General features: G+C 67.7%; 22 protein-coding genes and 5 pseudogenes. 17 read left to right on the top strand and 10 right to left on the bottom strand.

The window, feature by feature from the left end; genetic code table 11:
- The first annotated feature begins 326 nt into the window (after positions 1-326).
- The gene (locus ACIQRL_RS33725) at positions 327-503 is read left to right on the top strand and encodes a CsbD family protein (protein WP_401338690.1); all 177 of its coding nucleotides are present in this window, start codon (positions 327-329) and stop codon (positions 501-503) included.
- A gap of 450 nt (positions 504-953) precedes the next feature.
- Positions 954-1,622 carry an ANTAR domain-containing protein gene (locus ACIQRL_RS33720; RefSeq protein ID WP_401338688.1) on the top strand — a complete coding sequence of 223 codons (669 nt, stop codon included), beginning with the start codon at positions 954-956 and terminating at the stop codon, positions 1,620-1,622.
- Between the two features lie 71 nt (positions 1,623-1,693).
- Here ACIQRL_RS33720 and ACIQRL_RS33715 read toward each other — a convergent pair whose 3' ends face one another.
- The gene (locus tag ACIQRL_RS33715; protein WP_401338685.1) at positions 1,694-2,326 is read right to left on the bottom strand and encodes a type III effector protein; all 633 of its coding nucleotides are present in this window, start codon (positions 2,324-2,326) and stop codon (positions 1,694-1,696) included.
- Positions 2,327-2,454: 128 nt separating this feature from the next.
- Between ACIQRL_RS33715 and ACIQRL_RS33710 the strand changes: the two genes are divergently transcribed.
- From ACIQRL_RS33710 to ACIQRL_RS33700, 3 genes are all read left to right on the top strand, one after another.
- On the top strand, positions 2,455-2,886 hold the full coding sequence (locus tag ACIQRL_RS33710; protein WP_401338683.1) for an Hsp20/alpha crystallin family protein: 432 nt from the start codon (positions 2,455-2,457) through the stop codon (positions 2,884-2,886).
- A gap of 98 nt (positions 2,887-2,984) precedes the next feature.
- Positions 2,985-3,380 carry a DUF2267 domain-containing protein gene (locus ACIQRL_RS33705; protein WP_401338681.1) on the top strand — a complete coding sequence of 132 codons (396 nt, stop codon included), beginning with the start codon at positions 2,985-2,987 and terminating at the stop codon, positions 3,378-3,380.
- 55 nt (positions 3,381-3,435) lie between these two features.
- Positions 3,436-3,873 (top strand): DUF2267 domain-containing protein, encoded by a 438-nt coding sequence (locus tag ACIQRL_RS33700; RefSeq protein WP_401338678.1) that lies wholly within the window; start codon positions 3,436-3,438, stop codon positions 3,871-3,873.
- A gap of 150 nt (positions 3,874-4,023) precedes the next feature.
- Here ACIQRL_RS33700 and ACIQRL_RS33695 read toward each other — a convergent pair whose 3' ends face one another.
- The gene (locus tag ACIQRL_RS33695) at positions 4,024-4,578 is read right to left on the bottom strand and encodes a PP2C family protein-serine/threonine phosphatase (protein ID WP_401338676.1); all 555 of its coding nucleotides are present in this window, start codon (positions 4,576-4,578) and stop codon (positions 4,024-4,026) included.
- A gap of 1,632 nt (positions 4,579-6,210) precedes the next feature.
- Positions 6,211-6,324 (bottom strand): annotated as a pseudogene (locus ACIQRL_RS33690) (IS30 family transposase); the annotation flags it as partial.
- A 46-nt stretch (positions 6,325-6,370) separates the two neighbouring features.
- Between ACIQRL_RS33690 and ACIQRL_RS33685 the strand changes: the two are divergent.
- Positions 6,371-6,493, top strand: a pseudogene (locus ACIQRL_RS33685) (MerR family transcriptional regulator); the annotation flags it as partial.
- 185 nt (positions 6,494-6,678) lie between these two features.
- On the opposite strand, the gene ACIQRL_RS33680 reads toward ACIQRL_RS33685, so the two are convergent.
- Positions 6,679-7,257, bottom strand: coding sequence for an ATP-binding protein (locus ACIQRL_RS33680; RefSeq protein ID WP_401338674.1), 579 nt, complete (start codon positions 7,255-7,257; stop codon positions 6,679-6,681).
- Positions 7,258-8,225: 968 nt separating this feature from the next.
- Between ACIQRL_RS33680 and ACIQRL_RS33675 the strand changes: the two genes are divergently transcribed.
- From ACIQRL_RS33675 to ACIQRL_RS33660, 4 genes are all read left to right on the top strand, one after another.
- Positions 8,226-8,429, top strand: coding sequence for a cold-shock protein (locus ACIQRL_RS33675; protein WP_340471040.1), 204 nt, complete (start codon positions 8,226-8,228; stop codon positions 8,427-8,429).
- A 340-nt stretch (positions 8,430-8,769) separates the two neighbouring features.
- Positions 8,770-10,260, top strand: a complete 1,491-nt coding sequence (locus tag ACIQRL_RS33670; protein ID WP_401338673.1) for a DEAD/DEAH box helicase — start codon at positions 8,770-8,772, stop codon at positions 10,258-10,260.
- 115 nt (positions 10,261-10,375) lie between these two features.
- The gene (locus tag ACIQRL_RS33665) at positions 10,376-10,711 is read left to right on the top strand and encodes a CBS domain-containing protein (protein ID WP_401338671.1); all 336 of its coding nucleotides are present in this window, start codon (positions 10,376-10,378) and stop codon (positions 10,709-10,711) included.
- Positions 10,712-10,762: 51 nt separating this feature from the next.
- Positions 10,763-11,071 (top strand): SCO5918 family protein, encoded by a 309-nt coding sequence (locus ACIQRL_RS33660; RefSeq protein WP_326784465.1) that lies wholly within the window; start codon positions 10,763-10,765, stop codon positions 11,069-11,071.
- Between the two features lie 108 nt (positions 11,072-11,179).
- Here ACIQRL_RS33660 and ACIQRL_RS33655 read toward each other — a convergent pair whose 3' ends face one another.
- On the bottom strand, positions 11,180-11,536 hold the full coding sequence (locus tag ACIQRL_RS33655; RefSeq protein WP_328446067.1) for a hypothetical protein: 357 nt from the start codon (positions 11,534-11,536) through the stop codon (positions 11,180-11,182).
- A 622-nt stretch (positions 11,537-12,158) separates the two neighbouring features.
- A complete protein-coding gene (locus tag ACIQRL_RS33650) occupies positions 12,159-12,719 on the bottom strand; it encodes a hypothetical protein (protein WP_261710027.1) in 561 nt (186 codons plus the stop codon).
- 226 nt (positions 12,720-12,945) lie between these two features.
- Here ACIQRL_RS33650 and ACIQRL_RS33645 point away from each other — a divergent pair.
- A pseudogene (locus ACIQRL_RS33645) lies at positions 12,946-13,767 on the top strand (hemolysin III family protein).
- A 91-nt stretch (positions 13,768-13,858) separates the two neighbouring features.
- Here the strand turns inward: ACIQRL_RS33645 and ACIQRL_RS33640 are convergent.
- From ACIQRL_RS33640 to ACIQRL_RS33630, 3 genes and pseudogenes are all read right to left on the bottom strand, one after another.
- Positions 13,859-14,137 (bottom strand): SpoIIE family protein phosphatase, encoded by a 279-nt coding sequence (locus tag ACIQRL_RS33640; RefSeq protein ID WP_401338668.1) that lies wholly within the window; start codon positions 14,135-14,137, stop codon positions 13,859-13,861.
- A 118-nt stretch (positions 14,138-14,255) separates the two neighbouring features.
- A pseudogene (locus ACIQRL_RS33635) lies at positions 14,256-14,459 on the bottom strand (SpoIIE family protein phosphatase); the annotation flags it as partial.
- 38 nt (positions 14,460-14,497) lie between these two features.
- Entirely contained in the window at positions 14,498-15,082 is a 585-nt protein-coding gene (locus ACIQRL_RS33630) for a hypothetical protein (RefSeq protein ID WP_401338666.1), read from the bottom strand.
- 1,207 nt (positions 15,083-16,289) lie between these two features.
- Here ACIQRL_RS33630 and ACIQRL_RS33625 point away from each other — a divergent pair.
- The 6 genes from ACIQRL_RS33625 to ACIQRL_RS33600 all read left to right on the top strand — a co-directional run bounded on the left by ACIQRL_RS33625 (position 16,290) and on the right by ACIQRL_RS33600 (position 20,585).
- Positions 16,290-16,634, top strand: coding sequence for a MerR family transcriptional regulator (locus ACIQRL_RS33625; protein ID WP_401338664.1), 345 nt, complete (start codon positions 16,290-16,292; stop codon positions 16,632-16,634).
- 549 nt (positions 16,635-17,183) lie between these two features.
- Entirely contained in the window at positions 17,184-17,504 is a 321-nt protein-coding gene (locus tag ACIQRL_RS33620) for a gas vesicle protein (protein WP_401338662.1), read from the top strand.
- 40 nt (positions 17,505-17,544) lie between these two features.
- Positions 17,545-18,012, top strand: a complete 468-nt coding sequence (locus tag ACIQRL_RS33615) for a gas vesicle structural protein GvpA (RefSeq protein ID WP_401338661.1) — start codon at positions 17,545-17,547, stop codon at positions 18,010-18,012.
- A 382-nt stretch (positions 18,013-18,394) separates the two neighbouring features.
- Positions 18,395-18,649, top strand: coding sequence for a gas vesicle protein GvpG (locus tag ACIQRL_RS33610; RefSeq protein WP_401338658.1), 255 nt, complete (start codon positions 18,395-18,397; stop codon positions 18,647-18,649).
- Positions 18,650-18,656: 7 nt separating this feature from the next.
- Complete coding sequence (locus tag ACIQRL_RS33605; RefSeq protein WP_401338657.1) at positions 18,657-19,520, top strand: histone protein; 864 nt, start codon at positions 18,657-18,659, stop codon at positions 19,518-19,520.
- 6 nt (positions 19,521-19,526) lie between these two features.
- Complete coding sequence (locus ACIQRL_RS33600; RefSeq protein ID WP_401338656.1) at positions 19,527-20,585, top strand: SRPBCC family protein; 1,059 nt, start codon at positions 19,527-19,529, stop codon at positions 20,583-20,585.
- 97 nt (positions 20,586-20,682) lie between these two features.
- On the opposite strand, the pseudogene ACIQRL_RS33595 reads toward ACIQRL_RS33600, so the two are convergent.
- Positions 20,683-22,021, bottom strand: a pseudogene (locus ACIQRL_RS33595) (cbb3-type cytochrome c oxidase subunit I).
- Positions 22,022-22,054 lie beyond the last annotated feature (33 nt).

The raw sequence follows: 22,054 nt of genomic DNA, 5'->3' as shown, positions 1-22,054 counted from the left end.
GGGGCGTACTGCTGGAGGAGCAGGTTCAGAGTCCGGCAAATATCGGAAAAGGATCATTAGCCCGGGGGACCCCGCACCCGGACCGGCCCTGATGATGGTCCGCCCTGTTTCCTGCCGGACGGTAAGGCGGCGTCTGCCTCGGCTACCGCGCCGAGGTGGGGCCAGGTCTGTCAGCCGGGCCAGGTTCCGGTCAGGCCGCGGTGGTGGCGGCGCCGAACCGACGTGCGACGTCAAGGGCGAGGAGACGGATCGGTCGGCGCGGTCCCTGCCGATCCTCGGGTCCAAGCGCTGGCGCGACTGTCGCCGTAGCCCTCGTCGAGCGTTATGTGCATTTAAGCAAGGCGAAGGAAGCGGTCGGCAAGGCCACCGGTAGCGACCGGATGAAGGCCGAGGGGCAGATGGATCAGGCGGAGGGCAAGGCGAAGGACGCCATGGACGACGTCAAGGAGCCCATGCGCGGCAAGCACGGCAAGCGCGGCAAGGACAGAAGCGGAGACCGGTGAAGGACCCGCATCCGAGAGGGGCGGGCCCCTCTACCAGAGCCCCGCGGAGGCCAGAGACGCAGCAGGAGATCGACCGCTCACGGCTGTGCGATCGGGGGAGCTGGTGGTAGTGGTTCGCGCCGAGCGGAGCTGGCGTACAGCCGGGCGGGCCCTACCGTCCCTTTGTCAACTCCCCTGCCGGGCCGCGTAACTGCTCATAGTTGCGCAGGCCGGACCGTCTAAAGCGCCATCCGGGTCCACGATTGCGCGGGTTGAAGTGGTTCAAGAAGGGATGGGTCGCGGGTGTAGTCCCACGGCTCGGCGAGCATGCGCGCGGCTGTGTCCGGGCGGCATTCGGGGTGCTGAAGGTCGCGATGCACCGGCCGATGGCGCCCCGCAGATGCGGGTGACTGTCCGTGCCGATGTCGAGCCCAACGTTCGAGGAATCGTTGGAGGACAACATGCGAGAACGTGTGGACGAGCTCTTCGAGGAGCGCCGGTGGGCCCAGGATTCCGCAGGGGGAGCTGCGGGATGAGAATGCTCAGCTTCGCGAGGCGCTGGGGTCCCATGCCGTCGTTGACCAGGCCAGCGGCGTCCTCCTCGCCGTCGGACAGCTGAGGCCCGACCGGGGCCGACATGTTCTGAGGAAAGTGTCGCAGCGGACGGGCATCAAGCTCCGCCACGTCGCGGAACTCCTCATCGAGTGGGCCAGGACCGGACACTGTGTACCGACATCCGTCACGAACTGGATCAGCAACTGGCCCAGTACGCCGACACCGGCACAGCCGTGCCTGGGATGCCCCCACCCACAGCCACGCCGCGTACAGCGGATACAGGCTGATCAAATTGAGCGCGGTGGGTCGTTCCCAGTGGACGGGGGCCCTGCCGCCGTCGTCACCGTGGCAGGTCAGGACGACGGTCGCCTCCGCCCTCGTCCGGCCGACGGCCTGTCACGGGCCAGACCGGGGGGCGCGAACTCCGGGGTGGACGCGGGCAGCAGTGCGGACCTGTGTCCAGGGCTGAGGCCAGAGCGTGGCGGTCGGCTATCCCCGATTCCAGCCCAGAGCATCACCTCATGTGATAAGTGGGGCATTTCGGAGCAAGATGGAACGATCCTTGCTCACCAGCTCCTCGTGTGAAGGAAGGAGCGCAGAGCTGTGTCACGTGACGGCAGGGGATCGCATGCCATGCCTTGGACCCACGGATGGGTTCAGGGGGGTGTGAGGGTGTCGAGCCGGGCGGCGAGGTCGGGGTGGGTGGCGGCCAGGTAGGGGTGGGTGGCGGTCAGGGGGGCGATGAGATCGGCGGGGTCGTCGTGGGCGAGGGCCGCGTGGAGCTCGCCGAGCGGGCGGCGGGCGGCCGGGGGAAGGTCGGTAAGGGCGGTGATCTGGCCGGCAAAGCGGCGCAGGTCGGCGGCGTTGGTGCGGGCCCAGGTGGCGGTGGTGCGTTCGGCGGCTCGCGCCTGGCGGGTGGCCGTCACGCGTTGTTCGCCGGTGGTCCCGGCCGGGCCGGGCCGGTCGCGCAGATAGCGGCGCTCGGCTGCCTGGCGGCTGGCGACGCCAAGTGGATGGGCTAGGTCCGCCCAGCTGGCTCCTGCGTCCCGGGCCGTTTCGATCAGGCCGGTCTCCCACCCGGCCAGCTGCTCGCGCACCTGCTGCAGCAGCATCAGGGAGGCCAGCGCCTGCTCCGGCCCCGCGCCGGGACCTTCGGGCGTGTCAGGGGACTCTCGCCGGGCGTCGCGCAGGGCGTCGTCTATGGCGTTGAGGGCCGCCACGGCGGCTAGGAATGACCCCGGGCTGTGGGCGTTCGGGCTGGTCGTGGGCGGTTGGTCGGCTGCGGCCACGGGCACCTCCCTCGGATTGTCATCACCTAGACGACATTGAGTTTGTCATCCATGGGATGACATGTTACAACGGAATCAGTGAAGCGCATTGGCAGCAACTGCCTGAACCTGCTGGAGGTGTTTTCACGATGTTGATGCGCACTGACCCCTTCCGTGAGCTGGACCGGCTGGCGCAGCAGCTGATGGGCCCGGGCACCTGGTCGAAGCCGTCGGCGATGCCGATGGACGCCTACCGCGAGGGCGACGAGTACGTGGTGGCCTTCGACCTTCCCGGCTGCACCGCGGACGCGATCGACATCGACGTCGAGCGCAACATGCTCACCGTCAGGGCCGAGCGTCGGCCGCTGGCGAAGACCGACGACGTGCAGATGGAACTGTCCGAGCGGCCGCTGGGCGTCTTCTCCCGCCAGATCGTGCTCGCCGACACCCTCGCCACCGAGCACATCCAGGCCGAATACGACACAGGCGTGCTCACCCTGCGCATCCCGATCGCCGAGCGAGCCAAGCCCCGCAAGATCTCCATCGGCGTCGGCTCCGGCCAAAAGGAGATCTCCGGCTGACACCGGCCGGACCGGTGCGGAGGACGGGCACCTGATCTCCCCCTCACCCCGCCTCCGCACCCCCGTAGGCAGTCCGAAGAAGAAGGGGTGGCGGCGCCATGACTCTGCGACGCGAAGCGTTCCTCGACCACGTGAAGGAACGCGGCGAATACGGCACTGCGGAGGAAGCAGAGCGCGCGGCCCGCGTGGTGCTCGCCCTGCTCGGCGCGCACCTGGTCGGCGAAGCCCGCGCCCAGCTCGCGGCACGCCTGCCGGAGGGCTTCGCCCTGATCCTGCTCAACCCGCTGCAGAGCGCCGAACCGCTGCCCCCGGAGCGGTTCGTCCGGGCGAGCGCCGCCTGGATCGAGGGCGCCACCGACCAGACCGCGGCCTGGGACGTCAGCGCCGTGCTGTCGACCGTCGCCGACGCCGCCGGCGATGACCTGCTGGGGCAGATCCTGCTCCAGCTCCCCGCAGGCTACGACCTGCTCTTCGGCCGCCCCCAACCCACCTGACCATCACTCACGCCGGTGCCCGAACACCGGCCACAGTAAGAAAGGCCACCACCCCGTGATCTCCGACCGGCACGCACCGCCCCAGCAGTCGTACGGGACGGCATACGAGCAGATGCTGGAGAAGGTCCGCTACGAGGGCGCCTACCCCACCCGCGAGAAGGCCGACGAAGCCGTCCGCCTGGTTCTTGCCGGACTGGGGCGCCAGCTGACCGGCCACGAACGCGTCGACCTGGCCGCCTGTCTGCCCGTGGAGGCCGCACGCGTGCTGACTGCGCAGATCCCCGACACTCGGCCCCTGACCGGCTGGGCCTTCGTCAAGGACCTCGCCGCCCGCACCGGCGCCTCCCTGGCCACCACCCGCTGGGACACCGGATCCGTCTTCTCCGCCGTCGCCGCCCACGCAGCCCCCGACCTCATCACCCGCATCCTGGGCCGGCTCCCCACCGGCTACGCCCTTCTGTTCGGCCGCGCCGAACTCACCCCCGCCGCATAGCCGACGGCGTGCGGGGCGGACGCGACTGCCGCGACGCTGTCCGCCCTGCACCTCGGGCCCCGCGAGCTAACCAGCGTCGCCCGCTCGTCAGCGCGCATGGACGAGCCGGCACGCCCGGCCGCGCGCATCAGGTCCGGTAAGAACCCGCCGTCATGGCCGCTCCTCAGCCGGGGGGTTCAGGTCGCGGGGCGGGAGGCGGACCGCGAGAAGGGCGATGTCGTCGCTACTGCCAGGGGCTAGGCCGGCGAGGAGCTCGTCACAGAAGACAGCCAACGGCTCGCGGGTCAGGGATGCGGCGTGCTGACGCAGCCGGGCGAGACCGCGGTCGAGGTCTTCGCCGGAACGTTCGATCAGGTCGTCGGTGTAGAGCAGCAAGGTGGAATCCGGCGCAAGCGTGTGGGTGCTGCTGGGCCGGGGCGTGTCGGGTTCGATGCCGAGCAGCACACTGTGGCCGGTGTCCAGGTAGCGAGTATCACCGGCGGGCGACACCAGCAGTGGTCGGGGATGGCCGGCGTTGGCGAATTTCAACTGCCAGCTGTCGTGTGGGCCGGGTTCGAGACGGGCGTAGATACAGGTCGCAGTGTGCCCGCCGTACAGGGTGTGGCTGATTTCTGATCCGGCCCGCGATGACCTGCTCAACGAGTTCCATCGCCTGCAGACACGCACAGGTGTGCTTTCGGCCGCCGTGGTCGGCGTGCGGAGCACCGGCCAAACCCCCCTACCGCTCGCCCTACCAGGTCCCCTACTGGCAGCCCCTGACGGCACGTTCAGGGTTTGTGCAGTTCAGGCCCCTTGAACAGCTCCGACCGGCGGTGCCGACACCCCTTTTCCCTCTCCTCCGTTCCTGTCTAGGCCCTTGGCTGCGGTGGGTGATGGTGGGGCGCAGGCACAGAAGCACGGGAGTTCGGGAAAGGGGCACTGGGCGGCCTGGTGGCTGTCGCGCGTCGGTCGGCGGCCCTCCACGCTCGCCCCGAACAAGAGCCCGGCGCGCGAGGAAGGACCGGGCGTGGGGGGCGGGAGGGCGGGATCTGAGCGGAGGCGCAGTCCACGGCGCGGCTGCTCGTGTGCCGCACCCGCGCGGTACCCGTTCGGCTCACGCGAACTTCCAGGCGCATCTCGTTGCTCACTGCATGACGATGCAGGACGTATTGAGCAGTCGTGACGACAGCGGACCCCACACTCCTCTCACAGCCTCCCTGTCGCCGTACAACAGCCTTCAAGCCCAGCTTGCGTTGCGAGGCCTGCTGGACGACGCCCTCGCCGGCTTGCCGCTCCTGCACCCGTTCACGAGCCCGGGCGAGTACCCGAGATCGCCCCGGTCCTGGACATGATGCGGTGCGCGGCTGTGGTTCGGGATGGTCGTGGGGCGGCCCGGCCGCAAGGGGTGAGTCGGCGCCGGGCCGCCGCAACCTCACCCTGCAACAACAGGAGAACCGGCGCCAGGCGGCCACCGCACAGGGGAGAGGGCCCGAAGCGGATCTCTTGGGCTTCGGGCCCTCGGTCGGTACGCAGTCTCAAGAGCGTTGATATCCCGCGCACCGATCGGTTCAACGACATTCTGCCGGGAGCGACACGGCACAGCGTCTCCTCCCGTGGGGCGTACGAGTGAGTTTCGTCGAGCGCGGCTGGCGACGGGCGAGTCGTCGCCGCGATGGCGGAGGGCAACAGGATGACCTGGGTGTCACGTCACCTCATCGTCCCCACCTGAGGCGAATGCTCTGCCGCTGTGGTCAGCTATGGCAGAACCGGGCGGTCGTCCCCTTGCCGAGGCGACCGCCCGGGAAACCACTTCAGATCACACGTGGCGCCTACCCCTGGTTGGTGCTGGAGAGGCACTCCTGCGGCCTCGGCACGCCCTACACCCCCCGGCATCGGAGCGTTGAACTGCGCGAGCCCCCGCCCACTCCGTTCCCACCTACATCGCCCACTCCAGACCGCCCAGTTGATCACCGCCTCCGAGCGGTCGGTGCGCGTCTCGTAGTCGCGGGTCGGCCGGCGTGAGTGCATCAGCCACGCGAACGTGCGCTCCACCAACCATCTCTTCGGCAGCACGGTGAACCCCGCTGGTGTCGTCGCTGCGTCTGACCACGGTCAGCGCGATCCGCCAGGCGTCGCGGGCGAAGTCGACCAAACGCCCGTAGCCTCCGTCGGCCCACACCCGCGTGACATCGAGTGCCGTTCGCGCAGCCGGGCACAGAAGCACCGGTGATCGCCATGCTTGGCACCCGGGCTGGGTGACTGCACGGCCATCGTCGGGCACCGGTGGGGCGAGCTCAAGCGGTCAACGCATCAACGCTGTTCAGGAGGTCAGCGTAGACTTCTGTCGGACTGCGGTAGCGGACGGTGGTTGAGCTCGTGGGCGATGGCATCGAGGTCGACCTGGCTGAATGTGTGGAGGTCCGCGCCCTTGGGCAGGTACTGCCGCAACAGCCGGTTGGTGTTCTCGTTGGTAAACGAGTCGTCTGCTGTCATCGCACCTCTCACGAATGGCTCCGGCGAGGGCACCCCCATCGAGGCAGTCTGTCGCATCGTCATCCTCGAGGACCAGCTGGAAGAAGCGCAGCGCATCGACGCCGAACACCGCCGCGCCGCCGGATCGTCGAACCCGATGGGTCGGTAGCGGCTGTGGGGGGCTGGGTTGGGGGCGCAGCCTCCCTGCGCCGTTCGGGTGTGGTGGTTGAGATTGAGGCTGCTTCCCGCAGCGGAGCGAGCCTGTGGCGTTCCATGAGCGCCGGGCCCGCCTCGACTCCCGCAGAGGCCGACAGTCCCGGTGCGTCCCTGGCGGGCAGCTTCGATACCCGGGTTTCATGCTTCCGGGTTCTGCCTGCGGGGGAGTGCTCGATGCGGACGGTACGGGGGCCACATCACGCGAGGCACACGGTCGCCGGCCGACCGGCGGCCGTCGCCATGAGCTACTCCGAACAGGCGAGACGGGACCGGCTGTGCGGTGGCCGGGATGAGGGCGATGTCCGCGGTGATGCGCTTGCCGAGGGGGGTCCGCTCGACGATGACGGTTTGGGCGAGTGCTCTGACGATCTCCAGGCCGTGCTGGCCGATGCGTTCCGGATCCAGCGCCTGTGCAGTCGGCACTGCAGGATTGCTGTCCCAGAGTTCAACCCGCACCACGGCACTGGTGACCCGCAGGTGCAAGAGGGCCGGTCCCGGCGCGTATTTTCGGGCGTTGGTCACCAGTTCGCTGACGATCAGCTGGACGATCTCGACCGTGGCGGTCACCACCGGGATGCCGTGGTCGTCTCTCACCTTCGTCAGGAAAGCCGCGGCCAGATGACGGGCCTGAGCTATGCGGGAACCGTCGCTGTCCAGCGCGAGCGATGTCTCCAACAGCGAGGCCGTTTCGCCTTCGGCCCCTCTTGCCTCGTCCATCCGTGCTCGCTTCCCTCTCCCCGCCCGCTACCCCGTTCAGGGCCGGGCACGCCCGCCCGGAACGTTACCTGGGGGTAGCACCCTTATAAGGTGTAGCGCTTCCGGCGTCCTGCAGTGCGCTCGCCTTCATGGATTCCAGCGTCCTCAGCGGCCTGGCCGCACCACGCGATGCAGCGTTCCCCGGCGGATTCGGCTGGCGGCCTTGCGGGCAGGGGGTTCAGCGGGTCGTTGAAATCGTTGGTCTCGACACGGTCATTCCCTGCTGTCCCACGCTCCGTCAAGCCCTCCCCTCCTGACGACAGGCAAAGCCGCTCCGCTCCCGGTCAGCGGTCGGACTCTCCCCACAGGTCGTCATGGATGCGGCGCCCGTCGAGCAGACGGCGAACGAACACCAAAGTTTCAGCCCGCTGTCAGCTGCCATGTCCGGGTGAAGCCGAGCCTTTGAGCGCACGGCACTTCCGGAGGGCACAGTTTGCCCGACACCATCCACGGTGACGTCCCCTCACCGGATCGAACGCTCGACCACTGCTCCGGACGCGGCGATCAACGCAGGTCCGCCTCATGGTGGTGGCTGCTCTTGGCCGCTGTTCAATGCGACCCTGCGGACAGCCGCACACGCCAAAGCGCCCCGACAACCCTGGTTGCGGCTGACGACTCCGCTTTCCTGGAACGTTGCACTGCGAGTGAGTCAATATCTGTGCCCGTGAGGTGAGAGTTTGCCGGACCGCGTAGTGAGAGTTTTTACCGCAATGAGCGGAGTGGAATTACTTAACCGACGCGGACCGTTGCGGCGTGCTACTGTCCATCTCAGTTGCAGTTGTGGTTCCCGAACTTCAAGTGCTCCCACTCGGCTCCTGTCGGGCAGAGCGCTTTTGTATTTCCGGTCATTTTCCGGCGGGGTAATCATCGCGGCGACACGGTGTCCGCACAGTGCGGATGCCGGTGTACTGCCCCAAAGGAGATATGACATGGCTGCTGGTACCGTGAAGTGGTTCAACGCGGAAAAGGGTTTCGGCTTCATCGAGCAGGACGGTGGCGGCGCTGACGTGTTCGCCCACTTCTCGAACATTGCCGCCCAGGGCTTCCGTGAGCTGCTCGAAGGCCAGAAGGTCACCTTCGACATCGCGCAGGGCCAGAAGGGCCCGACGGCCGAGAACATCGTTCCGGCCTGACGCTGACGCGCACTTTGTAGCTGGGGCCCGCATCCCTCGGGGTGCGGGCCCCAGCTACACGCATTTTCCCGCAGTGGTTTCACCTGCGGGCGGCTCGGAGAAATCCGCAGTCTCACCACACGCGGCTCCTCCTTCAGGATGCAGGCGCATCCTGAAGAGCCACACCGCACCTCGACGCCCGGGACTTTACGTCCTCGCTGCGTCACCTATTTCAGAATTTACGCCCGCCGCGGATTCCCGTCGGCCGGATTTGCTTTGACATCGGTCCATACTTGTAATTCCGTGCTGCTCACCGCTTGCGGGAATTCCTTGATATGCGCCGCATCGAGGAAGGTTCCGCATGAACCGCACACGTACGAACGACCGCTCGCCCCGCGCCCGTAACGGCAGTGCCGACGCGGGAAGGGGCGGCAGCCGCTTCGGCTCGCCGGCACCGCGCCGTTCCGGCGGTCCTGCTCGTTCAGGCAGTTACGGCCGTCGGCCCGCCTCCGTGCAGGGTGAATTCGCGCTCCCCACGACGATCACCCCCGCGCTGCCCGCCGTGGAGAGCTTCGCCGATCTCTCCATGCCCGAGCAGCTGCTGGCCGAACTCGGCAGGCAGGGTGTGAGCGCGCCGTTCCCGATCCAGGGCGCGACACTGCCGAACTCCCTGGCGGGCCGTGACGTCCTGGGCCGCGGGCGCACCGGCTCGGGCAAGACCCTCGCCTTCGGTCTCGCCCTGCTGGCCCGTACCGCCGGACAGCGTGCTGAGCCCCGCCAGCCGCTGGGGCTGATCCTCGTACCCACGCGTGAGCTGGCGCAGCAGGTGACCGACGCGCTCACTCCGTATGCCCGGTCCGTCAGGCTGCGGCTGGCCACGGTGGTGGGCGGGATGTCGATCGGCAGGCAGGCCGGCGCGCTGCGAGGCGGGGCTGAGGTGGTGGTGGCGACTCCGGGGCGGCTCAAGGACCTCATCGACCGGGGCGACTGCAGGCTGAACCAGGTGGGCATCACGGTGCTGGACGAGGCCGACCAGATGGCCGACATGGGTTTCATGCCGCAGGTCACCGCGCTCCTCGACCAGGTGCGTCCGCAGGGGCAGCGGATGCTGTTCTCCGCCACCCTGGACCGCAACGTCGACCTGCTGGTGCGCCGCTACCTGACCGACCCCGTTGTGCATTCGGTCGACCCCTCGGCCGGTGCGGTCACGACGATGGAGCACCACGTCCTGCACGTCCACGGCGCCGACAAGCACGCCGCCACGACAGAGATCGCCGCCCGCGACGGCCGCGTGATCATGTTCCTGGACACCAAGCACGCCGTCGACCGGCTGACCCAGGACCTTCTCAACAGCGGGGTTCGGGCCGCCGCGCTGCACGGCGGCAAGTCGCAGCCGCAGCGCACCCGCACACTGGCGCAGTTCAAGACGGGGCACGTCAGCGTGCTGGTAGCGACCAACGTCGCGGCGCGCGGCATCCACGTCGACAACCTCGACCTCGTCGTGAATGTCGACCCGCCGACCGACCACAAGGACTACCTCCACCGCGGCGGACGCACGGCCCGAGCCGGCGAGTCCGGCAGCGTCGTCACCCTGGTCACACCGAGCCAGCGCCGCGGCATGGTCCGCCTCATGGTGGACGCCGGGATCCGGCCGCAGACCACCCAGATCCGCTCGGGCGACGAGGCCCTGCACCGGATCACCGGCGCCCAGACCCCGTCCGGCATCCCGGTCGTCATCACCGCACCGGTGGCCGAACGCTCCAAGCGCAGCACCTCGCGAGGCCGGCGCCGCCCCTCTTCGACGACCCGGCGCGCGCCCGTACGCCAGGCCGTCTTCGGCACGGCGGCCTAGAACCTTCGTGATCAGGAAGCTGACCCATCTCTGCAGGAGGCACCTTGTGACGCTGGTTCAGATGCAGCCCCGCCCGGCGAGCGCCAACCTCGGGCACAAGACGGTGGCTTAGGTCATGGACGCGGCCGGACCGCAGGTCTGTGACGACATGAGTGTCGAGGTGGCGCTGTCGGTCATGGCCGCCGCACGCACGGGCCGGCTGGTCGTCTGTGACCAGGACGGCCAGTGCACCGGCCTGGTCACCCGGACCGAACTCACCGCCGTCCGCGACAGCTTCGCCTACACGGACCGCGTCCGCCTGCGCGAAGTCCTCGGCGACCACAGGTCGTTCACTACATCTGTGGCCGCGACGGCCGAAGCCGAGCACGCGATGCGCTACCTCCGGCTCGGTGCCCTGCCGGTGGTCGACGAGCAAGGCAGCGCCCTGGGTGTCCTCGCCCTCTCCCACTGAGCCGTCTTCACCCTGGTCGGACCGTTCTCCCTTTTCTCTCTGTGAGGTCACATGCGCTGTGTCATCGCCCGCTTCCCCTTCGAGCTCACCAAGAGCGGCGTGCTGGAATCGATGAAGGGCATCAAGCCCGAACTGGGTACCGGCGAATCCGTGATCATCGGCCGCCGCCACTACCCCGTCAAGCAGGTCGGCCAGGTCATCACCCGCCAGGACCGACGTGATTTCAGCGCCGGCGAAGTCCTGCGGGCCATGACGCAGCTCGGCTTCACCTGCCGTACCCTCCCCGAGGCCGCACCCGTACGCATCCTCAGCCCGCTCCAGCACGCTTCCGCGATGCTCGGCACTCCCGTGTCCGTCTGACCGAGGGAAACAGGCACGAAGCTGACACCTGAACAGCAGTGTGGGCCCGGCCTGCATGCGCCGGCCGGGCCCACACTGCTTGCAACGGGTTCCCGTCGCAGTGGTTGCTCAGTGGTCGGAATAGCTGAAGTCGCCCACGGTCCAGGCGCCGACGTCGGCGATCGCCACGCGGTACATCCCGCCCGTCTCCGGGATCCCCACCGTGCCCTGCAGGATCCGGGCGACATGGAAGTGCAGATGCGTGGGCGGGCCGTTCTTCGCGGGGGTGTCGAAGACGGCTGAGAATTCTCCCAGGCGGGCGGAATCCGTCAGCACGTCCGACACCCTCTGCCGCCACACTGCTTCGGGAGCAAGCCGGCCGGTGATGACTGCACCACCGGTGACCACGGTCAGGGACATCTGGTTGCTCTGCCCGGACTCCACCAGGGCGGCGACGTCAACGAGCAGCTCGTCAGGCTTCGACATGCGCAGATTATATTTACTGGCCACCCTGAGGTTCCCTCGGTGTGCGGGAGGTGCTGACCGGACGGATCCGCCGCCAGATGGGCAAAGGAGGCGGAGGCCACGGTCAGCGCCTCGCAGGCAAAGCGGCTTCGACCGTGGGAAGACTCTCACGGCTCCGACCCTGGCAAAAAGGGATCAACGGCCGCCACCGCGGTCGAGTGGTCGACACTCACGGCCTGCCACTGATGGTGATGAAACCGAATTCCCTGCGGTGTTCACAGCTGGGCAGCATCGAAGAACGGAGCAGATGGTGAACGAACAGACCGGGAAGTGGAGCCTCCTCACCAACCACAACCGTGTGCTGATCGTCATCGCCCGCGCCTGTGCCGCCCGCCTTCGCTACATCGCCGCGGCTTGCCACGTCACCGGGCGGACCGCCCAGAACATCGTCACGATCTTGAACAGGCCGGCTACCTGCGCGGGGAGCGCGCCGGCCGGCGCACGCGCTACATCCTCTGCCTGGACGGCACCGCCCGCCATCCTGCGGACGCACACGGCACCGTCCGCCATCCTGCGGACGCACACGTGACCGTCCGGGCACTGCTGGAAGTGTTCACCCATCACGACAAGCAAGCGCTGAAGCTCAGACCCTGCTCCAGGCATCGAGGAATGCTTTGCGTCCTGTCGGATCGTCGGACCTGCGGTCTGCGTGCAGGACGCGCCAGGCGGTGAGTTCGAGGTCACGGAGCCATAGTTCTCCGATGACCTGTGTCTTGAGGTCGGGAAAATGGTCGGACTCGGCGAGGGCCTGACCGATCACCTCCCCGGCTGCGACGCGCTGGGGCGGGGTCATCTCATCGACAGCCGAGAGGATCTGTCGGGCCAGCACGATTCCTTCTCCCGCCAGAGAACGCAGCACCGCAGCCTTGATGTTGGCAGGCAGCAGGTACGCGGTGCCCGAAGACCTCCACAGCTCCGACCAGAAGCGTTCTCCTGCCTTGGTGGGGGCAGGCAGCGCGGCCAGCAGCCCCAGGAGGTGACCGGTGGCCGCATACCCATCGGAGTGGGCGGCCGCGACGACGGCGATGCCGGCGACGCGCTGCACATCGAGATCGCCGGCTTCCCGTTGCGGAGCCAGACCCAGTTGGTGTTCCAACTGGTCGGCGAGGGGGCCGGACAGGTGGGGGCGGACCTCAGGAAGCATCGGCGATCCTCGCGCGCAGGGAGCGGAGATACCCGCTCGGGAGCTCTGATCGTTCCCATGAGCAGCTCATCTATTCCGCTTCGTGCCCAATGGGCGGCAGCAGCAACGGGCCGGAGTTCACACGGCGGCGAAGTGACCCAGTGACCCATTTCCGGCGACGCGGCCTGGCTGTTTCGAGACCGGCCTTGCAGAAAACTGTCTGGGCGAGGTCTTTTAGCAGGGCTGCATGATCACCGGTGATGCCCAGGAGTCCGAGGGAGGACGAGAAGCCGTGTCGCACGACGCCGCTGAAGCCGAATACACGTACGTCGCCGCAGCGCGTGGAGAACACCATGAAGACGGGCTGCCCTGCGGATCACAAGGTGGGGAGAGCGGGCACTCGGTTGCCGCTCTGGTGGAGCGGGCGGCCGATCTGGCCGAACCGATCAAGCCGAGGCTGCGGGGCTGGCTGCATGCCGGGATGGTCCCCGCCGCACTGATCGCGGGCATCGTGCTCATCTGCCTGACCCGCACCCCGCAGGCAGCCGTTGCCTGCGCCGTGTACTCGGTCACCGCCTGGCTGCTGTTCGCAACGAGCGCCGTCTACCACCGTGGCACCTGGGGGCCGCGCGGCGAGGCGGTCCTGCGGCGTCTCGACCACCCAAACATCTTCCTGATCATCGCCGGCACCTGCACGCCCCTTGCGGTGGTCGTTCTCCCGCCGGGCCAGCGGTCCGTGCTGCTGTGGATCGTGTGGGCGGGCGCACTGGTCGGCATCGCCTTCCGGGTTCTGTGGGTGGGAGCTCCGCGCTGGCTGTACACCCCGTGCTACCTGGCGCTGGGGTGGGCACCGGTGCGCTACCTGCCCGACCTCCTGCACAGCGGCTGAGTGGCCGTACTCACCCTGGTCGTGGCCGGCGGTCTTCTTTTCTGCGCGGGCGCGGTCGTCTACGCCCTTCAGCGCCCCGATCCCTCACCGCGCTGGTTCGGCTTCCACGAGGTGTTCCACGCCCTGACCGTGGCGGCCTTCACGGCGCACTACATCGCCATCTCCCTGGCTGTCTACTGACCGCGACAACGTTTTGGCCAGAGCCGCTGGTCACGCACGTTGCCGCGTGCCGGGCCGCGACGGGTCGGCCGAAGCGGGGGGTGGAGCGGTCTCAGAGCCATTGTCCGCACGTGGTCTGCTCCGGAGGTGACGGGGCGGAGGCGTCGGCAAGGTTGGCGCCGGTGTCGGCGTCCCGATGGGAGTGGCCGATGCCGTGCCAGTCGAGGCACATGACGGTCGCGTCGTCCTGCAGGTGACCGTGGTTGGCCTCGACGACCGCGGCGATGAGGGTGCGGGCGGCCTCGCGGGGATGCAGCGCGCGGGTGCGGACGATCAGGTCCGGCAGATCGAGGCTGTTGGCGTTGCGCTCCAGCATGCCGTCGGTCAGCATCACCAGCCGGTCGCCCGGCCGCAGGTCCAGCGACTGGACCCGGTAGCTGTGCGGTGCGTGGAAAGCCGAACGGCATATCGATCTTCGGAGTGATCTCCCGCACCTGTCCGTCCCGCATCCTCAGTGGCCAGGGGTGCCCGGCGTTGATGAACTCGGCGGTGCCGTCGAGCAGGCTGATGCGCAGGAACTGCCCGGTGACGTAGCCGTGGCGGCCGTGCTCGCGCACGGCCTGATCGCCCTGTTCGGCGCCGGCCCGCCGTGCCCGGCGCAGGGCGCCCACCAGGAGAGTTGCGAGCAGAGCGGCACCGACATCGTGGCCCATGGCGTCGGTGACGGAGAGCTGGACCGTGTCCCGGTCGATCACGTAGTCGAAGGTGTCACCCCGACGTGATCGGCCGGCTCCAGCGCCCCGGCGACCGCGAACTGGGCCGCCTCACATGCCAGTGATGCCGGGAGCAGCCTGTGCTGGATCTCGGCGGCCAGGCTCAGCGGGGCGGTGCGGCGGTCCCACTGGTACCCGTCGGTGAAGGACCGGTTTGCGATGACGATGTACGCCAGGGCGTGCGCGGTCTCGCTGACTTCTTGCATCACCTCCGCGTCAGGCGCGACGGGCAAGAACAGTTCCAGGAGCCCGATGGCGTCCCCGCGGTTGGTCACTGGGGCGACGAGCCGCACCAGACCGCCCTCGCCCTTGTCCTCCACCCTCGGCCGCTGGGTGCGGATCACGTCGTCGTACAGGGTGCCCCGCAACGTGATGCGCCGCGCGGGCTCGGCGGTCGACGCTGCCCGCCGCCCAGCCGTACAACCGAGCCGCCGCTGAAGTCGGTGATCAGGAACGACACCACCGCGGCCCCGAGTCGCTTTTTTGAGCATGCGCGCGACCACGTCGAGCGACTCCACGGGCGCCGCGGCCTCCGCCGCCGCCAGCGTCCCCGCCAAGGTCATCGCCCCGCCCCGGCCGCCGTTGCTGTCAGGAAGACGAGTGGTCGGCCTGCCTTCTCCGCCAGGCCCGCATACGGTCACGGTGACTCCTCGCTCTTTACTGCCCGCCAGCGCAGTGCCCCCTGTCGAGTGGGCCGAGGGGGCGGCGCCAGGGCCCGGTGCCGGGCAGTGTCATCGCACCCCAGAGCCCCTGCACGGACGCCAACGTCCGCCCCGGACTCGGCGGCCGTACGCCGTGTCCGTGCCACACACCAAGCCCGCATACCGAGGTCCTCGCCGGCCAGCGGGTGAGCGGGCGGTTGTGGCGTTGACGCTCTTCGTTGGGGTCCCAGGATTTTTGGATCACGCGACGACACTCTTCTGCCCGCTGCACATTGCCTCGGACCTTTCGCCCTCTCGCCCTGGCAGCGACGGGTGCCAGCCTCCGTCGCCGTCGAGGTCGTTTACCTCCCCGCCGAACGCACCAAAATCTATGCTGGCTGGAATAGACATTGGGAGATCATCTGGCTATGGTTTCTCTCGTAGCCGAGATCAGCAGGGCCTAGCAGACACGAACTGCCAGGCAGTAGTACATGTAGTTGGAATGTGCAGGGCGGTGCGGTGGTGGAGTTTCGGAGCCAGGGTTGTCGCAGGACGGCGACGGGGCTGACGACCGGACCGGGTGGCTCGCAGTGATCAGGGGCCGCCGTGAGCAGGACCGCAGTTGATGCAGTGGCAGTACCTGTAGGTGCAGTTCGCAAGACCCAGCAGTGAAGTCAGTAAGTGGTTCCTCGGTGAAGGCGTCGGCTGCGGGCGCGCGCACCGGGACGTTCGGCAGTGGGGTTCTAAGCCAGAGCAGACGCAGGACGGGCGACGGGGCTGGCTGCCGAAGAGTGACGCTGTCACAGGTCACCGAGCAGGTCGCATCACCAGCAGTACGCAGTAGAGCAGTACCAGCAGTGAGTTGATCCCAGAGGGAAAGAACGGAGGGGCCGAGCGCCATCAGGATCGCCCGGGCGGAATAGTAGAGCCCGGGTACCGCAGGACATCGATAGTGAGGTGGTCTCCGGTCGAGCAACCGCGATCCCCGCATTCCCTACCCTCTCCCGGGTGGGCGTGCGGACACAGAAGGCCGGTGCAGTATCAGGGCCGGCGGATGGTGTAGCAGTTCCTTCGGGGCCCTGGCACACATGGTGCCAGGGCCCCTCCACGCGTTCCACAGAGAGGTGCAATGACAACAGACGACTCGTTCGGCCGACTCGATGACGATGACTACCCCGCCTACACCATGGGCCGGGCCGCCGCGTTGCTCGGCACCACCCAGGGCTTCCTGCGCGCCCTCGGCGAAGCCCGCCTCATCACCCCGCTCCGCTCAGCGGGTGGCCATCGACGCTACTCCCGCTACCAACTGCGCATCGCCGCCCGCGCCCGCGAACTCGTCGACAACGGCACCCCGATCGAAGCCGCCTGCCGCATCATCATCCTCGAAGACCAACTCGAAGAAGCCCAGCGCATCAACGCCGAACACCGCCGGACGGCCGGACCGTCCGGTCCGCCCGGTCCGCCCGTGTCCTGAGACGGTGCGTCCGGGTTCCGGCGGATCCCGCACACACGTGTCGGGGTGTGACACGCGGTTCGTTCTGTCCGGCGGCAGGGCGTTCGGACGGGCGGCGTCTGCGTCAGCCCTGGCTATTCACCGGAATTGACGGGCTGACGCCCCGACAGTAGAAAGGTGCCGTTGACCTGCAAGGATGCGTTTGTTGAGGACGTATCGGGCAGAAGATCAAGGCACCACACCATGCCCAGTAAGAAGGCAACCGACCGCACCCGTGCCCGCTCCCTTCCGCTCGGGGCCGGGCACCGTGGCATTGCGTTGGCGGTCTGGTCGGCGTCCGGGTATGTGACGGCGTTCATCAGTGCCGCGAACGTCGTTTGCGACGGGACCGAGGGCTGTCCGGCGTGGAAGATCCAACGGGGATACGTCGGTACCTCTGTGAGTGTGAGCCTCGCCCAGTGTGGTCTGGCCCGCCGAGCCGACGCCTGCGCAGACGACCATGATGCCGGGAACGAACGCCAGATTGGCCGCTCAAGATGCGTCGAACCGGATACAGCCCAGAATTGATTCATGGCAGAAGAGCGTCGTCCGCGCGCAAGGAAATCCTCGACGACTACCGCTCGACGCGCACCGTCCGTGCGAGGGGCGGAACATGCCGCGCGTGCTGCCTGCCAGGCTCTGGAGGGTCTGATCGGCCATCCCACCGAGGGTGTATCAGCGGTGGGGCGTGAGGGCGACGGTTGGTGTGTCGTCGTCGACGTTCTTGAGTTGCCGCGGATTCCGGACACGACGAGCCTTCTCGCTTCGTACGAGGTGCGGCTCGACGAGGACGGCGAACTCATGGAGTACCGCCGGGTCCGCCGCTATCGGCGGGGGTCCGCCGACGAGTGACCAGTGACTGAGGTCTGCCCGACAACCGGAAGGATTCCCCATGCCTGCGACCACCTACTCCGACGAGGTAGTGGCGTGCCCACCGCGCGCCGGCACGTTGTACGACGTGCTCGAACTCATCCTCGACCGGGGCATGGTGATCGACGTGTTCGTCCGGGTGTCCCTGGTCGGCATCGAGATCCTCAAGATAGATGCGCGCATCGTGGTGGCGAGTGTCGACACGTACCTGCGCTTCGCGGAGGCGTGCAACCGGCTGGACCTGGAACGTGACTCCGGCAGCACCACCGTTCCCGAGCTGATCGGCGGTGGTGCCGCCAAGTCCATCGGCAAACGCAAGGTTCGCGAGGCCGCGGAAACCGTGGGGGACACCGTTCGCAAGGCGGTCGGGAGCGGCCATGACGACGACTCCGACGAGTCCGATGAGGACGAGGAAGAGCAGCAGGAACGGCCGAGGAAGCAGCGTGCTCCGGCCCGGGGCAGCAGCCGACGACGACCCGTGGAGGCGTGAGCCGCGACCGGCGATGGTGTGTACCTCTACGCGATCATCCGCGCGGGAAGGCCGCTGCCGGTGCCCGGATACGAAGCCGGCCTGCGCTTGGGCGAGGCCGTCTCGGCTGCTCTGAAGAGCAGAGCCGCCGAAGCCGGGCCGGCAAGTTCTCCGAGAGATCACCCCCAGGGTCCGCACGGTGACCTCGGCTCCCGAAGCCCAGGCATGCGTGCTCAACGCGTCGTTCCCCCTTGATCGCGGCGACATCGACGACTTCCAAAAGGCGGCGAGCAATTCGCCCGCACGACCGGCGACTGTGTGGAGCTGCGCCTTTCGGGCCCGATGCCCTGCTACAGCTTCGTCTCCGCCGAAGGGACTCCCGTCCGAACCGCTGGAGTCTGAGATGGGACTTATCACCGGCCTGCTCACCCTCCCCATCGCGCCGGTCCGCGGCGTCGTCTGGGTGGCGGAGAAGCTCAACGACGCCGCCGAAAGGGAGTTGCGCGACCCAGGGGTCTTCCGTGCCCAACTCGCCCTGCTGAACCGGGAGCTTGAGGACGGAGACATCAGCCTGGAGGAGTTCGAACGAGAAGAGGAACGGCTGCTCGACCGGCTGCACGCCGCACAGACGTGCTCCACGCCGAACGATCGAAGGTGACGAGATCATGGATGACAAGGAAAAGGTGGCTCTCGCGGCTGCGGTAGTGGGCGGCTATGCGCTGGGCCGTACCAAGAAGGGCCGGCTCGCTCTGTCCATTGCGACCTACCTGGCGGGTCGGCGGTTCGGTCTTGAACCTCGCCAGCTCGCCGCCGAAGGGATGCGCAGGCTGGGGGAGATTCCGCAGGTCGCCGAGTTGCAGGAGCAGTTGCGAGGGGAAGTGCTGGAGGCGGGCCGCAAGGCAATGACCGCCGCCGCTGAGCGAGGCATGAGCACCCTCGCCGGCAGCCTCAGCGAGCGGACGGCCCGACTCCTGGAGAAGCCGGACGAAGGGGAGGAGGACGAGGAGGAGTACGCGCCGCAGGATGAGGACGCGGAGTACGAGGAGGAGGAAGAGCCAGAGGGCGAGTACGAAGAGGACCGGGCCGAGGAGGAAGAGGAAGAGGAACAGCCGGAAGGCGAGTACGAGGAGGACGAGGACGAGGAGGAACCCGAAGAGGGACCAGAAGAGGAAGAAGAACCAGAAGAGGAAGAGGAACCGGAAGCGAAGCCGAGGGAGGGCCGCGGTTCGCGCCCCGACCGGTCCCGCAAGGCACCCGTACCTGCGGCACGCAAGAAGGCTGCTCCCTCCGGCGGAGAGAAGCCCCGGGCGGCCAAGAAGACTGCGCCGGCGAAGAAGACGGCGGCCAGCAAGAAGACCGCGGCCAGCAGGGCGGCGAAGAAGTCGTCGGCGAAGAAGACAGCTCCTGCCAAGAAGTCCGCGGCGAAGAAGACCACAGCCAAGAAGACGGCTCCGGCCAAGAAGTCCGCTGCCTCGAAGACGACATCATCGAAGCGAGCAGCGTCCAAGCGCGCCGGTCGTGGGAGGTAGTCAACCATGGCCGAGAAGGAAACGGACGAGTCGGCAGAGGGTACGTCGGGCATGGACAAGCTCCGTGAGGAGTTGTCCAAGTTCGTCTCCGCGCAGGTGGAGAACCTTGCCGAGAAAGCCGGCGACAAACTGACGGACGTCGCCGGGCAGCTCAGCGATTCGGCCGAGAGTGGCTCGTTTCCCGCCATCGGGTCCCGCATCCTCCAGGGCGACTCACCGCTGAAGGCGTTCGTGTCGGAGAAGGCCAAGGGGGTCAAGGACAACGTCGTGGAGAAGGCCAAGAGCGCTTTCGGGGGCGGGAAGGGGAAGCGGAAGGCCAGCGGCGGCAAGGTCATGAACATCATCGAGGTTCTCGATGTGGGAGTACCGCTCCGGGACACCTATGACTACTGGACGCAGTACGACAAATTCAGCAGCTTCGCCAAGGGCGTTCGCGACGTCTCCAAGGACGATGAGGGCGGGAGCGACTGGAAGGTCAAAGTCGGCCCTTCGTCGCGCAGCTTCAAAGCGACCGTCCAGGAACAGATCCCCGACGACCGCATCGTGTGGACCTCGGAGGGAGCCAAGGGGACCACTCGCGGCGCGGTCAGCTTCCACGAGGTGGCGCCCACCCTGACCCGAGTCGTCCTCGTGGTGGAGTATTACCCGTCCGGATTTTTCGAGAAGACGGGCAATCTCTGGCGGGCGCAAGGGCGCCGCTTGCGGCTGGACTTCAAGAACTTCCAGCGATACGTGACCCTCACCAATGAAGAACCCGAGGGCTGGCGGGGTGAAATCCGTGACGGAGAAGTCGTCGTGTCCCACGATGACGCCGTAGAAGAGGACGAGGCCGAGCAGAAAGAGTCGGAGGGCGAGAGCGAAGGCGATGCCGAGGAAGGCACCGACTCCGCACGCGACGGCGAGGGCGAAGAGGGGACGGAGGGCGCGTACGAGGACGAGGCCGACGAGGGGGCGGAGGATGTATACGAGGACGAAGACGACGTGGGAGCGGAGGACGAAGACGAGACGGAGGACGAGGAGGACGCTCCCAAGAAGAGGAGAGGACAGAGGCGACGTCGTGAGTGACGTGGACGTCCGGCAGGGCTCGTACCCCGTCTCCGGCCCTCAGAGCACCAACCTCGCCGACCAAGTGCATTGCACCGTGCCGAAGGGGTGTGAAGGTCTACGCGCCGCCCTGCCCGCTGGACGACGCGGCGCAGACGCCGATATCCGGCAGGTCACACCGACTGAGCGCTCCCGCCGGCCGGCTGGAGCCGGCCTCGCCTACCTGAACCGCGAGCGGGGCGCGCAGGAGCGCCGCGAGTGGATCCGGGACGAGGCCCTGAGGACGGCGGCCCAGGGCGCCCATGAGGAAGGCGACGGCCAGGGCAGCTGTGCCGGCCGGATCGCGGGACCACCAGCCGTAGAGCGCGGCCGCGGAGGCGAAGAACGCCGCCACGCACCCGAAGAGGATCGCCTCGACCTTCATAGCCGCCCCTCCTCCTTCGCCCGCTTCACGATGCCGGGATGATGCAGGTCGAAGCGGGCGACTTCGACCGCACACGGGGGAGCGCCCCGAAATGTGGCGCGGCGGCCGACAGGACGTCGCCCGCTCCAGCCCGCGTCCGTACCCCCAGGGATCGTCCTCGCTCACCCGCTGTACGTATCGGGTCGTGTGCCAGACGTTGAAAAGGAACGGCAGCGTGGAGATGCCGAGCAGGAAGGCACCCACGGACGACAGGGTGTTCAGGAAGGTGAACCCGTCAGCGGCCAGGTAGTCGGCGTATCGGCGCGGCATTCCTTCCTCCCCGAGCCAGTGCTGCACCAAAAGGGCCGATGGAAGGCTGGGAACAGCATCCAGAAGTGCACCTTGCCGAGCCGCTCGTCGAGCATCTTTCCCGTGAACTTGGGCCACCAGAAGTAGAACCCCCGCGAACATCGCGAAGACGACGGTGCCGAACAGCACGTAGTGCAGATGGGCCACCACGAAGTATGAGTCGGTGACACGGAAGTCGAGCGGCGCGGAGGCGAGGAGCACCCCGCTCAGACCGCAGAGCAGGAACGACACCAAAAAGCCCATCGCCCACAGCATCGGCGTCTCGAACGAGAGCAACCCTTTGTGCATCGTGCCGATCCAGGCGAAGAACTTGATGCCGGTGGGTACGGCGATCAGGAACGACATCAGGGAGAAGAACGGCAGCAGTAACGCACCGGTGCCGAACATGTAATGCGCCCACACCACCGCGTACAGCATGGTGATCGCGATCGTCGCCCCGATCAGCGGCAGGTACCCGAACAGCGGCTTGCGGGAGAACCGGCAGGATTTCGGTGATGATCCCGAAGAACGGCAACGCGACGATGTAGACCTCCGGATGGCCGAGGAACCAGAACAGGTGTTGCCACAGCAGCGCGCCCCCGTTCGGCGCGTTCGCGACGCTACTGAACTTGAAAGCGTGATGTCGGCCTCCCGGAGGCGACCTCAGTGACGCGGCTCGGGCTCCGCTCGCCGCTTGGCGTCGCATAGGGTTGGGCTGTCAGGCCCTCGCGTTTTCCGT

Source organism: Streptomyces sp. NPDC091209 (genome assembly GCF_044757755.1).
Classification (GTDB): Bacteria; Actinomycetota; Actinomycetes; order Streptomycetales; family Streptomycetaceae; genus Streptomyces.
This window is presented reverse-complemented; position numbering and strand designations above follow the sequence as displayed.